Here is a 13,314-nt window from a genome sequence, read left to right as displayed (position 1 = left end):
TCCTACATACTTCTAAGCAAGGACTCCACAATCAAGTGCCATCCATCCACCAACACAAACAATAACAGTTTGAACGGCAAGGCGATCATGACCGGTGGAAGCATCATCATCCCCATCGACATGAGGACACTCGCCACAACCATATCGATAATTAAGAACGGCAAGAAGATCATGAATCCGATTTGAAACGCCGTTTTCAGTTCACTAATCGCATAGGCCGGGACCATCGCGAGGAGTGGGACGTCTTCGACCGACTCAGGTTGCTCATAGTTCCCATATTTAATGAATAATTGCAAATCTTCTTGGCGCGTGTATTGGGCCATGAACCGCTTCATCGTATTCCCCGCCTCTTCGAACGCCTCGTCTTGACTGATTCGGTCGTCCATGTATGGCGATAGTGCCTTGTCATTCAACTCCGATAGCACCGGTGACATGACGAACAACGTGATGAACAGGGCGAGCCCGATAATCAGTTGGTTCGGCGGTGTTTGCTGCGTACCGAGCGCCGGACGGATAAAGGAAAGTACGACGACGACGCGCGTGAAACAAGTCATCAAGATTAAGAAAGACGGCGCGAGCGTGAGCAGTGTCAACACGACTAACAATTTGATCGAAGTCGATGTGCTGTCTGGTGTCTCTAGGTTGATCAGTTGTTCAATCGTCGTCATCGTTTCTTCCTCACTTCTTCAATCTGGGCCAATTGCTGTTTAAACGTGTCGAGAAAAGCCGATGTGTTCGAGTTGTTCAAGGCTGGCGCGTCGTGGATCGCTTCATCCATCGCTTCGGCATCGACCCGATCAAGCAGTTGAATCGAGTCACCGACTCCGAGCACGTAAACTTGTTCGCCGAGCTTGACGAGTTGTACCGATCGGTCTTTGCCGAGCGGTACCCCGCCGAGATGTGTCAAATGCTGTGCCGTTTTGACGCCTTGCGTGCGTGCGTTCAACCAACGCACGAGGACGAGAAAACCGCCGATGACAACGACCATGCTCAAGATGAGCTTGATCGCTGTCCCGACCGATGAGACGGCCGATTTCACCGGCTGGTCTTCAGCGTCTGGCTGTTGTTGCTCGAACTGTTGATCGACGGTGGCGGCCTCGACCGTGGCCGGGACGCTTAGCCCGACCACGAGAAGGATAATCAACCACCACTTGTTCATTGTGCGACCGTTTTCGAAACCGCTTCGACGACCCGTTCCGCATTGAACGGCTTGACGATGAAGTCTTTCGCCCCAGCTTGAATTGCGTCGATAACCATCGCTTGTTGTCCCATCGCAGAACACATGATTACTTTCGCGTTTGAATCAAAGCCACGAATTTCTTTCAAAGCGGCCAAACCGTCCATCTCTGGCATCGTGATGTCGAGCGTGACGAGGTCCGGCATGAGTTCACGATATTTTGCGACCGCATCCACACCGTTCTCCGCTTCCCCTACGACTTCAAATCCATTCTTTGTCAAGATATCCTTAATCATCATACGCATGAACGCCGCATCATCTACCACCAAAATTTTTGCACTCATTGTTCTTCCTCCTTAAACGATGCCAATCCGCTCGTGCGGTTGGATAATTTCTGTTACACGGACCCCGAAGTTCTCTTCGATGACGACGACTTCGCCGCGGGCAATCCGTTGTTGGTTCACATAAATATCGACCGGCTCACCGGCAAGTTTATCGAGTTCGATGATCGAGCCTTGCGACAACTCAAGCACTTCGCGGACCGAACGTTTCGTCCGCCCGAGCTCGACCGTCACGCTGAGCGGCACGTCATACAACAGACCGAGGTTCGCTGGAATCGAATCGTTCGTCGCAGGCGCATGCAGTGGCATGAATTCCGCTTGACTGACAGCGACTTCCGGTGCCGACTTCACTTCCTGACGTACAGGTTGTTGAGGAGCCGGTGCGGCCGGTGCTTTTGGTGCTTCTTGCTTCGGGGCGGCCGCAGCAGGTACGACCGGCTGCGGGGATGTGGCCGTCATCAATTCATTGACGAGCTGTTTCCCGAATTGAATCGGTGCGATTTGAACGATTTTTGAGTCGATCAACGTACCGACTTTCAAATTGAACTCGATCAACACCATCGTCTCCCAAAGTTCGAGACGATCGATGATCGTTTGGGTCTTCGTCGCATCGAACACTTCGACGAGCGGCGGTGAAATGTCAATTTTTTTTGAGAACACCGTCGACAAAGATGTCGCCGCTGCCCCCATCATTTGGTTCATCGCTTCTTGGACGGCCGAGAGTCGAATTTCGTCCAACCCTTCCGGATCGACATCGATCCCGTTCCCGCCAAGCATCAAATCCGAGATGATGGCCGCATCCTCACGTGTCAACACGAGGACGTTTTCGCCTTTCAAACCTTCTGTGTAACCGACGCGAAGCGCCACGTGCGGTGTTGGATAACGCTCACGGAGCGCATCGATTGTGACTTCACTGACGATTGGGGTCGTGATTTCTACTTTTTGTTGCAGTAACGTCGATAGTGCCGTCGCCGAGTTACCGAACGAGATATTCCCGATCTCTCCTAAGGCGTCGCTCTCCATCGAGTCAAGATGCTCTTCGGGCTTCGCCTCTGGTTTTGACGAGTCGCTCGTCCCTCGTAATAACGCGTCTATTTCATCTTGTGACAACATCTCACTCATTGCTCTTCCTCCTTCACCCGGTGGAGCACTTGGACGGCCATCCGCTTCCCGCTCACACCGACTTGCCCTTTGAACACTTTATTTTCCCCTACCATGATGGATAATGGGTCTTTCACCAATTGGTCGAGCGTCAAACAATCCCCGACCTCTAAATGTAACAAGTCACCGAACGTGATCGTCGTCTCTCCGAGCAGAGAAACGACCTCAACCGTCGAGTTCATCAATTGGGCTTTGAGCGGTTCCTTGCTGTTGCCGCTCGCATTGCGGCGGTTGGCCTCCTGCATCCAGTAATGGCTCGACAGTTTGGATAACACCGGCTCGATCGTCACGAACGGCAAGCAGACGTTGATTGTGCCGCTCACCTCGCCGATGGTGACACCGATCGAGATAAGGACGACCGTCTCGTTTGGCGAGACGAGTTGAAGAAACTGCGGATTGACCTCGACCGCGGTCATCTCTGACTTGATCTCGGCAATCGACTCCCACGCCTCCCCGTATCCGGCAAACGCTCGTTTATATAACTGGGTCAAGATGCGCATCTCGATTTCTGTGAAGCTCTCGACTTTTTCGATTTCGACCCCTGGACCACCAAGCAGACGGTCGAGCATCGCATATGAGATGTTCGGGTTCACCTCGATGATGAAGCGGCCGTTGAGCGGCGGAGCCTCAATCAAGTTGATCATCGTCATACTTGGGATGGAATGAATGAATTCATCGTACGGAAGCTGCTCGACCGAATTGACCGTGAACTGCACGTACGTCCGGAGCTGAGCCGAAAAGAACGTCGTCAACATGCGCGTGAAATGTTCATGGATTCGGGTCAGACTTCGGATTTGGTCTTTCGAGAAGCGGACCGCCCGTTTAAAGTCATATTGCCGAACCTTCCGCTCTTCTTCTTGATTTAAAAAGGAGTCGGCTTCGACGTCGCCACTGCTTAACGCCGATAGCAAGGCATCAATTTCTTGTTGAGATAAGACTTCTCCCATGATGCCACCTCACTGTATGATTTTCTTCGTCATATAGACTCGTTGGACCTCACCTGACTCCAACAGTCCGTTTAATTGTTTACGGAGCGACTGCTCAAATTTCTGCATGTCTTCCTTCGTCGTCAACTGGGCTTTCGTCATGCCGGCCAAATCACCAAGGATGACGTTATGCACTTGAAACTTGCGAAGTTCGAGATCTTCTTTCGTTTCAGCGGCATCGGTCACGATCGTGAACTGGACGTTGATGAAACGCTCATCTTGAATGTTCGTTGTCATGTCATCCGTCGTGAAGCTACGTTCGGCCAACTCTTCGGCGGTGACCGGTTTCGTTTTCGCCGTCACGTTGTCTCCGAACAAATATTTATAAGTCATGAATCCGGCCCCGCCCATGACGAGCAGGACGACTAGCAAGATGAGCACCATCTTCATGGCGCCACCTTTTTGTTTTTCTTCACTCATCTTCTTCACCTCGTATGCCTGTCGTTCCAATCAGACCGATCGAGGCATAAAATGCCGTCGTCCGGTCGATGATTTGTTGTTTCGTCTCGCTGACGATATACGTTTTTCCGTTATACAAGTGAATGATCGTATCCGGTTCGGCCTTGACCGTCTCGATGAACAAGGCGTTCAATACGAATTCTTCACCCCGGAGTGTCGTGACGCGAATCATCAGCGTTTCAAGTTGACGAGTTCTTGGAGGATCTCGTCCGATGTTGTGATGATACGAGTGTTCGCTTGGAAACCACGTTGAGCGACAATCATTTCTGTGAACTCTTCCGACAAGTCGACGTTCGACATCTCGAGCGCGCCCGAGACGAGTTCTCCACGTCCATCTTGTCCAGGGATGCCGATGTTCGGTTCACCTGAGTTTTGCGATTGAATGAAGTTGTTTGCTCCGACTTTCGAGAGTCCGGCATTGTTGGCGAACGTGACGACTTGGATTTGACCGACGACCGTCGATTCCCCGGCATTGTTCACGTAGCTGACTTGTCCGTCTTTACCAATCGAGAGTGACTTCGCACCGGCTGGGATGTTGAGGCGGTCACCCGTCGTACTGAGGACGTAGGCTCCATCTCCATTGACGAGGTCGCCCGTGTTATCTGTATAGAAGTTACCGGCCCGTGTGTATTGCGTTTGACCGTTCACATCCAAGGCGAAGAATCCTTCTCCTGAGATCCCGACGTCAAGTGCTCGCCCTGAGTTTTGCATGGCTCCTTGGTTATAGACGTTGTCGACGGTCGCCATCGTGCCCCCGAGACCGACTTCTTTCGGGTTGACCCCGCCGCTGACTCCGTTCGCCGCGGTCGCACTACCGACTTGCTGACTGACGAGGTCCTTGAACGTGACCCGACCTTTTTTATAGCCGAACGTGTTGACGTTGGCGATGTTGTTCCCGACGACGTCAAGCTTGGATTGGAAGTTCTTTAAACCACTGATTCCTGAGTACATTGCTCTTAACATGATGAATCCTCCTATGCTTGTTTGATGGAAGTGATGTTGTACACGTTGACGGACGTTCCGTCTTCAAGGTCGGCCACATAGCCGGCTTCGGTCTTCGAAATCGAGAGAACACGTCCCGAGCCTTTAATCGTCTCGGTTTCCGTTTCGTTTGTATAAGCGACCGTTTGCCCGATCATATTGCTGAACTCCGAAATCGAAGCCATTTGCCGATCGACAAGGGCCGAATCGAGTTGTTTCGAAATCGTCTGCATCTGTTCGAGAGAAGAGAACTGGGCCATCTGGGAGATGAACTCACGGTCTTCCATCGGTGACATCGGGTCTTGGTTGGCGAGTTGCGCGAGCAACAGCTTCAAAAACATGCTTTGATCATATTGGTTCGTTGCTTTCGGCATCGATTGATCCGGTAACGTATAGTCACTCGTCTTCGGCTGGATGGTCGTCATCTTCTGGTTCTCCTTTCGGTTGTTCCTGCTGTTCCGGTTCCGGTTGGTCGAACTCGTTGAATCCGGACCCTTTCGTCTCGAGCGCCTGTTGGGTCAAGTTGATCTCGACACGGACGTTTTGCGTCAGCGGTTGAAGCGTCTGTTGCAACTGTTGGACCTGTGACTGAAGCAACTGCTTCGCTTCTTGGTTGCTCGCAAACAGTTTGACGACGAGTTCCCCATTTTGACGTTCGAGTTTGACGACGAGCTCGCCTAACTGTTCAGGATAGAGGCGGACCGTGAACACTTTGGATCCGTCGGCTCCGCTCTTGAACGGTGCACGTTGCAAAGCGGCTTCGATTCGGGCCTGCAAATTCTCCGGCAGTGAACCTTTCGAGGCATACATCACCATTTCCGAATCAATTTGCGGTTTCGACCAGGTCATCCCTTTGGGCATCCATTCGGTCTCTTTTACCGAGGGTTGCAATTGCGCAACTTGTGTTTCGGTTTTAGTAAGTCCGGGTATAGATTTAGGGGTCTGTCCGAGCGTCCCTTTAAACTGCGCAACGACTTGTTGGATGATGCGCACGTTCTCTTCCACTTGATCGGTCGGCACGGGTGTAACGAGTGCTTCCGTTTCCTTTTTCGTCAGCGTGAACGAGATTGTCGGCGCCGCCATTTGTCCAGCGAGGAGTGCGGGCGTCACGGCCGATGTCGTCTCAAGAGTTGCCGCTGACTGATCCGGGGCGACTTGATTTAAAATCCCAATATAAGCATCCATAAACTTTCGGTAAGCATCTGCCGGCAGTGATTTCAACCATTGCAGGCTGTCGGGCTGTTGGAGCCATTGCTCCAATCGGTTCGATACATTCTCGAGCGGAAGCGATTCCTCGTCTTCCGTGGCGACCGCCACCTCTGGAGATGGCGTCGAGGTCCCGAGCATCGCCGAGAGTAACTCCAAAAACTGTCCGGTCGGGGTCGCAGCCGCTTCCCCGCCTTTTTGGGTCGTCCCTTGTAGCGATTGGGCGAGTAAGGCGATATTCATCATCACGTCCTCCTTTCCTGTCATTGGAGCAACTGGGTCACGACGGCGGCCTGTTGGGCATCCATCCGTCCTAAAATGTCGGCTTGTTGCTTCGGTGACAATTCTTTCAATAAGTTGGCCACTTGCGGGCTTTCGAGTTCATTCATGATGGCAGCAGCTTGTTTCGCGGACATCTCTTCATAGACGCGAGAGACGTCCGAGGTTTCTTCTTCCGCCGCACTTGCCGTCGCCAATTCCGCGACGAGCCGGTCACGCTCTTTGATCAACTTCGATACTTCCTCTTGGCGCGCCTTCACTTCGTTCGTCAACTCGACATTGTCCGCTCGAAGCTTCTCAATCTCGGCGTTCGCCACTTTCAAACGATTCGCGGTATCCGCGTCGATTCCGGTCACATTCACGTCTGTCTTCACTTTTTCTTCGGGCTCTTGTTTCGCACCGATCTCTAGAAACGGGACCGATAACAACGGACGGTCCATCGCATAGTTCATGACGACGATCCCTCCAACGAGTAGAAAGATGGCCGGGACGAGAACGAGCGCGACCAGTAGCTGTCTTCCCCGCTTCGAGTTGTCTTTTTCCATCGGTTTACTTCCCTTTCCCGTGATGAATCACTGCCAGCTCATCGATGAAATGTTGCTCGATGAGCTTCGTCGCAGCCACTTCATGTTGACTGACTTTTTCATGCAGCGTTACATATTTCTTTTCCTCAACGACTTTTCCGAGCAAGCGCTCTTGTGACAGATGGTACCGATTGCGCGCCTGCTGGACGACGAGCTGTTGCGTCTCGATTTGACGTTTCAGCCGTTCGCGTGTCTGCTCACGATATTGCGACATGAGCAGGTCGATGACGCCATCCTGTTCATCTTGACTCTTCATGAGCGACTCGTACGTCAACACGAGCCGATAGAGCGCCTCCATCTCCGTCTCGAACCGTGCTTTCTGTTGTCTCATCTCCGTCGCGGATTCTTCTTTCTCATGTTCCGCGATTGGCATGATGCGTTCTAACAATAGTCTGTTCATGGTTCACCTCGCACGATCTTGGCCAAACGTTCGAGCGATTGCTCGAGCGGGGCCTCTTCTTCGATGGATTGCTTTAAAAAAGTCAATAACGCTGGGTATTGCTCAATCGCCGTATCGATTGCCGGGTTCGTCCCTTTTTTATAGGCCCCGATATTGATCAAGTCCTCGGCGTCCAAGTACGTCGCCAACCAGCCGCGGAACGTTTGGGCGGCCTCACGGTGTATCGGCCCCGCAATTTGGTTCATGACACGGCTAATCGACTTTAAGACGTGGATCGCGGGGAACTGGCCACGGTTCGCGAGCGAACGGTCCATGACGAAGTGGCCGTCCAGTATGCCTCGCACCGCATCTGCGATCGGTTCATTCATATCATCCCCGTCGACAAGGACGGTGTAAAAAGCGGTGATCGAGCCCGTCACAGCGGTACCGCTTCGTTCCAACAGTTGCGGCAACATCGCGAACACGGATGGGGTATACCCTTTTGACGTCGGAGGTTCACCGGTCGCAAGACCGATTTCCCGTTGCGCCATGGCAAAGCGGGTCACCGAGTCCATCATGAGGACGACTTCCTTGCCTTGGTCCCGGAAGTATTCAGCGATGGCTGTCGCCGTATAAGCCCCTTTCAATCGAACGAGAGGCGGTTGGTCGCTCGTCGCCACGATGACGACCGAGCGGGCCATCCCTTCTGGTCCGAGCTCTTTCTCGATGAACTCTTTCACTTCACGGCCACGTTCACCGATTAAAGCGATGACGTTTATGTCGGCCGATGAGCGTTTGGCGATCATCCCGAGCAGAGTCGACTTCCCGACTCCTGAACCCGCGAACAACCCGACCCGTTGCCCTTTACCGACTGTTAATAGACCGTCGATGACGCGGACGCCGGTCGACAAGACATCTAAAATCCGCGGTCGCTCGAGCGGGTTCGGTGGCTTCCGAAGGACATCGTAGCGTTTTCCCGGTGTGACTGCTTCACCGGACAAGGGACGGCCGAGACCATCGAGCACTTGTCCGATCAGTTCGTCACCGACCGGGACTTGGAGCATCCGACCCGTCCCTTTGACCATACAGCCCGGAGCGATTTGGGTCGTCTCCCCGTAAGGCATGAGGAGCACGCGGGCCTCATTGAATCCCACGACTTCCGCCTCGACATGTTGGCCGGACGGGAGTTCGATCAGACAGCGCTCTCCGATAAAAGCGCTCGGCCCCGTCGATTCAATCATCAGTCCGACGACTCGACAGACCCGGCCGACTTTCCGGACGTATTCGTCCTCGGCGGATGCCGTGATCGACTGAAGGACGTGGTCAATAAGCGCCATCGGCCAAAACCTCCTCGATTTTGGATTGGATGCGTTCAAAGCTGTAAGTCAAATCGAGTTCGTCACCGTGGTGCGGTGTCTCGATCCGGACGCTCGTCTCACTCAAACCGGCATCCGCCCGATATTTCAAAGGCGGACCGTCTGGTGTCGCCCACTCCGAATCGAAACGTTGAATCGAAGCGAGACGGGTCGGATGGACGTACACCGTCAACGACTCGGCATCGAGCTGACGGAGCAACTGTTCTCGAATCCGGTCGGCGAACAGCGCCTCATCTTTCCGGACAAGCTCTGTTGTGACGCGGGCGCTGACCTCGAGGGCGAGGGCGACGAGTTGTCGCTCCGCGTCCCGCCACTTCGTATCGAACAGTTGTTCAAGTTCGACGGCGACGGTGTTCAGCCGCGTCGTCAACTCGTCGTACTCCGCCTTGCCTTCCCGTCTACCGTGGTCAAATCCTGCGTCAAACCCTTCTTGTCGGGCTGACGTCAACACTTCCTCTCTCAGCACCGCGAGTTCCTGTTCCATCGAGGCACGGCGACTCTGAAGCGCTTCTTCGTCTAACCGGAGTTGTTCACGCTTTTGTTCCAACTGCTCATTTTCTTGGTCGTCATGCTCCACCGATACCGGCTCAAGAAACGGTTTCGAGTCGATCCGTTGCGGTTCGAGCGGTGTCGCGTAATAGTGTTTAATCACGTTAGACAACGATGTCATCTCCTCCGCCGCGGCTGATCACGATCTCTCCGACGTCTTCTAAGCGACGGATGATGCCGACGATACGGCTTTGCGCTTCTTCGACGTCACGCAACCGGACAGGCCCCATGAATTCCATGTCTTCTTTGAACGTTTCGACCATTCGCTGTGACATGTTTTTGAAGATGATCTGTTTGACTTCTTCGGACGACACTTTGAGGGCAAGCAATAGGTCGTCGTTTGCCACTTCGCGGATGATTCGTTGAATCGCACGCGAATCGAGCGTAACGATATCTTCGAAGACGAACATCCGTTTTTTGATTTCCTCGGCCAGTTCCGGGTCTTCAATTTCAAGCGCATCGAGGATGGTGCGCTCGGTCGTACGATCGACCCCGTTGAGCACTTCGACGACCGCTTCGATGCCACCAGACTGGGCGTAGTCTTGCATATCGGTCTGGGACAAGTTTTTCTCGAGAATCTGTTCAATCTCGTGAATGACGTCTGGATTGAGTCGATCCATCGTCGCGATCCGCTTGGCGACTTCCGATTGAATTTCAGGCGGGAGTTCCGATAGGATTTGTCCCGACTTGACCGGTTCGAGATGCGCCAAGATCAAGGCGATCGTCTGCGGATGCTCGTTCTGGATGAAGTTGAGCAACTGCTTCGGGTCGGCCTTACGGGCAAACTCGAACGGTCGAACTTGGAGCGTCGATGTGAGCCTATGGATGAGGGCCATCGCTTTCTCTTCTCCGACCGCTTTCTCGAGCACCGTTTTCGCAAACCCGATCCCGCCTTGCGTGATATAACTTTGTGCCATGGCGAGCTCGTGGAACTCGCCCATGATCGCTTCTTTTTGTTCGGACGATACTTTCTTCAAGGCCGAGATTTGTAACGTCAACTGTTCCATCTCTTCTTCCGACAGATGTTTGTAGACGTTCGCAGCCACCTCAGGTCCAAGCGAGATCATGAGCATGGCCGCTTTTTCCCGGTTCGCTTGTTTTGCGTAATTCACAGTACTCACTCCTCAGACATCCAAGTACGGAGAAGTTTGGCGAACTCTTCAGGATTGCTCTCTGCCAATTTCTCCAACTGTTTCTTCTTGACGGCCCCTTCGCCTCGTTCTTCAAGGTCGAGGTCCGGTACTTCGTCTTCATATGGAACTTCCCATTCGTTCGACTCGGCAATCGGTTCACGTTTGCGTTTACGCAGCGCGAAGAACAAGAGCGCGAGCAAGACGACGGCCCCTGCTGCTGCCGCATACATCCACCACTGGGTAGGTTGTTCGACCGCAGCCGCTTCTTCCGTCTCAGCGAATGGACGCGATACGACGACGACTTTCTGTTCAAGTTCCGCCTCTGTGAGCGCCTCGCCGGTCTTGGCGAGTGACGTCCGGATAATCGAGTACATCATCGTCTCGAGGTCACCTTCGAGTTGTGGGTCAATCGTCGTCGCCCCGTTCGGCGGTTCGACGATCAATTGAACACCGAGATCACGAATCGAGTACGGTGCGTTTTGAATCTGTTTCGTGATGCGGTTGACTTCATAATTGATGATTTCATGATTCTTTTCGCTCTCTTCTTCCCCGGTGCCGGTGGCGGCCGGGAAATTGACCGTGTCATTCTCGGCCGTGCCCGCCGCGGTCGCCGCGCCGGTACCGCCGGTGTACGCTTCGGCGATTCGTTCGGCCGATGTGACGATCCCTTCCATGCTGTCCTCGTTGACAGGTGTCACGAGGTTCTGCTCTTCTGCCGCTTGCGTCGTGTCGATATCGGCCGTAACCGAGACGAGGACGCTCCGCTCTCCTAAGAGGACGGAAAGCATCTGTTGAATCTGTTGACGGACATCTTTCTCAACTTGACGCTTCAAGACGAGCGGATCGGTGGATGATCCTCCTGCCGTCGTCGTTTGGTCCAAATCGTAATACGTAAAATATTGGTCCATGACCGAGATGTTTTCTGGTTTCAAGTTCGGCACGCTCTTACTAATCAAATGGTAGAGCCCTTTGACCGTCGCCGGTTCAAGATTCGTACCTGCTCCTAAATTTAAGACAATCGACGCCGTCGGCTCGCCCTGGTCTTCCGCCAAGAAGACCGATTTCTCAGGAATCGAGATGATGACTTTCGCTTGGTTGATCCCTTCGATCTGTGTGATCAACCGTTCGAGCTCGGTCTGCATCGCACTCCGTTCGATGACGGCCATCTCGCGGTCGGTCGTTCCGAAACCGGCATTTTCACTGAAGAAACTGTAGTCGATTGCGCCTGACTTCGGGATGCCCGCTGCTGCGAGGCTGACTTTCAATTGATCGACCTGTTCGCTCGGTACGTATACACTCACGCCGTTCGATGTCGCTTTAATTTCGGCTTTCACACCGTCAGCCGTCAGCTTCTCCGTCACCTCGCCCGCTTCTTGGGCGGACAGGTTCGTATAAAGCGGAGCCATGTTCGGGCGCGACAGCCAGACGGTCAAGACCACCGCGACGAGAAGTACGCCGGCGATGACGAGGCCCCAGAAGATTTTACGGTTCGTCTTTATCATTTGAAGGGAACCGGTCAGTGAACCGAATCGTTCTTTTAACTTTTCATTCATCGCAACTCGTCATCCTCTACATTAAACTTGCATTCGCATCATTTCTTGATAGGCCTCGACCGCTTTGTTTCGCACCTCAATGGCGAGTTGCATCGCAATCGACGACTCTTCACTTTGAATCATGACTTGATGTAAATCTGCTTTGCCGACAGCAAGGTCGGCCCGGGCTGAACTCGTCGCTTGTTGGACATCGTTCAACGAGCGCATCGCCTCGTTCAAATACGTACCGAACTGAGACGGTGTCTCTTTTACCGTCGGCGTGACGGTCGGTTGTGTACCGATCAACTGTATCGGGTTAATTTGCATCGTTTGTCACTCCTTATCCTTTACCGATTTCCATCGCTTTGACGAGCATCGCTTTCGTGGCGTTCATTGCAGCGATGTTTGCCTCGTATGACCGGGTCGCCCCCATCAAATCGACCATTTCTTTCAACAGGTCGACGTTCGGCATTTGAACGTAGCCGCGGTCATCCGAATCTGGATGGCTCGGGTCATAGACGAGCTTATACGGGCTTTCATCTTCCATGATTTGTGATACTTCGACGCCGCCGCTGACGGCGGACAACTGTTGTCGAAACGGTGCTTCCTGCAAGACGGTCATTTTCCGCGTGTACGGTTGCCACTCTCCGTCGACGAGTTTGCCTCTTGTCGTCTGGGCGTTCGCGATGTTTGCGGATACCGTGTCCATCCGAAGCCGCTGTGACGTCAATGCCGTCGCCGAGATATGAAAACTATCAAACATCCCCATCGTTAACGTCCTCCTCTAATGACGGTCTTGAGTCCGCCGAGCCGGCGGTTCAATTGTTCCATCATCGCTTCGTATTGAAGTTGGTTCCGGGCCAACTCGCTCATTTCATAGTCGAGGTCGACGTTGTTCCCGTCACTTCGCATCGCTCCTCCGGCCCGGTCCGTGATTGTCGTTGCCGCTCGCTCGCTCGGACGTCCACCCGCCAATTTGAGACGCATCTCGTTGTTCAACGTCTGTTCGAACACGGCTTGTTTCGCCCGGAAGTTCGGGGTATCGATATTTGACAGGTTATGGCTGATGACCTTCTGATTTACGACCGAATGATTGATCGCTTGCTTCATTAATTGATAGTCGGTGCCGATCCAATTCATGCGTTTCACTCACTTTCACCAAAAGAATGCA

19 protein-coding genes are annotated in these 13,314 nt (G+C 53.3%); all 19 read right to left on the bottom strand.

The genetic code is table 11. From position 1 onward, the window contains the following. Positions 1–2: 2 nt before the first annotated feature. The 19 genes from fliP to flgB are packed head-to-tail and all read right to left on the bottom strand — an operon-like array spanning position 3 to position 13,283. Entirely contained in the window at positions 3–668 is a 666-nt protein-coding gene (fliP, locus tag KNP02_RS05370) for a flagellar type III secretion system pore protein FliP (protein WP_034777218.1), read from the bottom strand. Next, positions 665–1,159, bottom strand: coding sequence for a flagellar biosynthetic protein FliO (locus KNP02_RS05365; protein ID WP_214707459.1), 495 nt, complete (start codon positions 1,157–1,159; stop codon positions 665–667). The genes fliP and KNP02_RS05365 overlap by 4 nt, the downstream gene beginning before the upstream one ends. Beyond that, positions 1,156–1,521 (bottom strand): response regulator, encoded by a 366-nt coding sequence (locus tag KNP02_RS05360; RefSeq protein WP_021067131.1) that lies wholly within the window; start codon positions 1,519–1,521, stop codon positions 1,156–1,158. The genes KNP02_RS05365 and KNP02_RS05360 overlap by 4 nt, the downstream gene beginning before the upstream one ends. 12 nt (positions 1,522–1,533) lie before the next feature. Further along, positions 1,534–2,640, bottom strand: a complete 1,107-nt coding sequence (gene fliY, locus KNP02_RS05355) for a flagellar motor switch phosphatase FliY (protein ID WP_034777215.1) — start codon at positions 2,638–2,640, stop codon at positions 1,534–1,536. After that, entirely contained in the window at positions 2,637–3,626 is a 990-nt protein-coding gene (gene fliM / locus KNP02_RS05350; protein ID WP_034777213.1) for a flagellar motor switch protein FliM, read from the bottom strand. Before fliM ends, fliY begins: the two co-directional genes overlap by 4 nt. 9 nt (positions 3,627–3,635) lie before the next feature. After that, positions 3,636–4,085, bottom strand: a complete 450-nt coding sequence (locus tag KNP02_RS05345) for a flagellar basal body-associated FliL family protein (RefSeq protein WP_034777211.1) — start codon at positions 4,083–4,085, stop codon at positions 3,636–3,638. Continuing rightward, entirely contained in the window at positions 4,078–4,296 is a 219-nt protein-coding gene (locus KNP02_RS05340) for a flagellar FlbD family protein (RefSeq protein WP_214707457.1), read from the bottom strand. Before KNP02_RS05340 ends, KNP02_RS05345 begins: the two co-directional genes overlap by 8 nt. Continuing rightward, positions 4,296–5,087 carry a flagellar basal body rod protein FlgG gene (gene flgG, locus KNP02_RS05335; RefSeq protein WP_138859600.1) on the bottom strand — a complete coding sequence of 264 codons (792 nt, stop codon included), beginning with the start codon at positions 5,085–5,087 and terminating at the stop codon, positions 4,296–4,298. Before flgG ends, KNP02_RS05340 begins: the two co-directional genes overlap by 1 nt. 11 nt (positions 5,088–5,098) lie before the next feature. Continuing rightward, on the bottom strand, positions 5,099–5,530 hold the full coding sequence (locus KNP02_RS05330; RefSeq protein ID WP_138859601.1) for a flagellar hook capping FlgD N-terminal domain-containing protein: 432 nt from the start codon (positions 5,528–5,530) through the stop codon (positions 5,099–5,101). Beyond that, a complete protein-coding gene (locus KNP02_RS05325; protein WP_240731237.1) occupies positions 5,502–6,554 on the bottom strand; it encodes a flagellar hook-length control protein FliK in 1,053 nt (350 codons plus the stop codon). The genes KNP02_RS05330 and KNP02_RS05325 overlap by 29 nt, the downstream gene beginning before the upstream one ends. Before the next feature lie 20 nt (positions 6,555–6,574). Then, complete coding sequence (locus KNP02_RS05320; protein WP_138859603.1) at positions 6,575–7,135, bottom strand: MotE family protein; 561 nt, start codon at positions 7,133–7,135, stop codon at positions 6,575–6,577. A gap of 4 nt (positions 7,136–7,139) precedes the next feature. Further along, complete coding sequence (locus tag KNP02_RS05315) at positions 7,140–7,574, bottom strand: flagellar FliJ family protein (RefSeq protein ID WP_034777199.1); 435 nt, start codon at positions 7,572–7,574, stop codon at positions 7,140–7,142. Further along, the gene (gene fliI / locus KNP02_RS05310; protein ID WP_138859604.1) at positions 7,571–8,890 is read right to left on the bottom strand and encodes a flagellar protein export ATPase FliI; all 1,320 of its coding nucleotides are present in this window, start codon (positions 8,888–8,890) and stop codon (positions 7,571–7,573) included. The genes KNP02_RS05315 and fliI overlap by 4 nt, the downstream gene beginning before the upstream one ends. Continuing rightward, complete coding sequence (locus KNP02_RS05305; protein WP_214707455.1) at positions 8,877–9,599, bottom strand: FliH/SctL family protein; 723 nt, start codon at positions 9,597–9,599, stop codon at positions 8,877–8,879. Before KNP02_RS05305 ends, fliI begins: the two co-directional genes overlap by 14 nt. Continuing rightward, positions 9,583–10,590 (bottom strand): flagellar motor switch protein FliG, encoded by a 1,008-nt coding sequence (fliG, locus tag KNP02_RS05300; protein ID WP_034777193.1) that lies wholly within the window; start codon positions 10,588–10,590, stop codon positions 9,583–9,585. The genes KNP02_RS05305 and fliG overlap by 17 nt, the downstream gene beginning before the upstream one ends. 5 nt (positions 10,591–10,595) lie before the next feature. Then, entirely contained in the window at positions 10,596–12,164 is a 1,569-nt protein-coding gene (fliF, locus tag KNP02_RS05295) for a flagellar basal-body MS-ring/collar protein FliF (protein WP_138859606.1), read from the bottom strand. A 21-nt stretch (positions 12,165–12,185) separates the two neighbouring features. Continuing rightward, positions 12,186–12,470 carry a flagellar hook-basal body complex protein FliE gene (gene fliE, locus KNP02_RS05290; RefSeq protein ID WP_034777189.1) on the bottom strand — a complete coding sequence of 95 codons (285 nt, stop codon included), beginning with the start codon at positions 12,468–12,470 and terminating at the stop codon, positions 12,186–12,188. Positions 12,471–12,483: 13 nt separating this feature from the next. Next, positions 12,484–12,912: a flagellar basal body rod protein FlgC gene (gene flgC / locus KNP02_RS05285; RefSeq protein WP_138859607.1), complete on the bottom strand. Its 429-nt coding sequence runs from the start codon at positions 12,910–12,912 to the stop codon at positions 12,484–12,486. 2 nt (positions 12,913–12,914) lie between these two features. Beyond that, a complete protein-coding gene (gene flgB, locus KNP02_RS05280; protein ID WP_034777185.1) occupies positions 12,915–13,283 on the bottom strand; it encodes a flagellar basal body rod protein FlgB in 369 nt (122 codons plus the stop codon). Between the last annotated feature and the right edge of the window lie 31 nt (positions 13,284–13,314).

It is taken from the genome of Exiguobacterium sp. s40, from assembly GCF_018617905.1.
GTDB lineage: Bacteria > Bacillota > Bacilli > Exiguobacteriales > Exiguobacteriaceae > Exiguobacterium > Exiguobacterium mexicanum_A.
The sequence above is the reverse complement of the archived record's forward strand: the minus strand, read 5'-3'. Positions and strand labels throughout refer to the sequence as shown.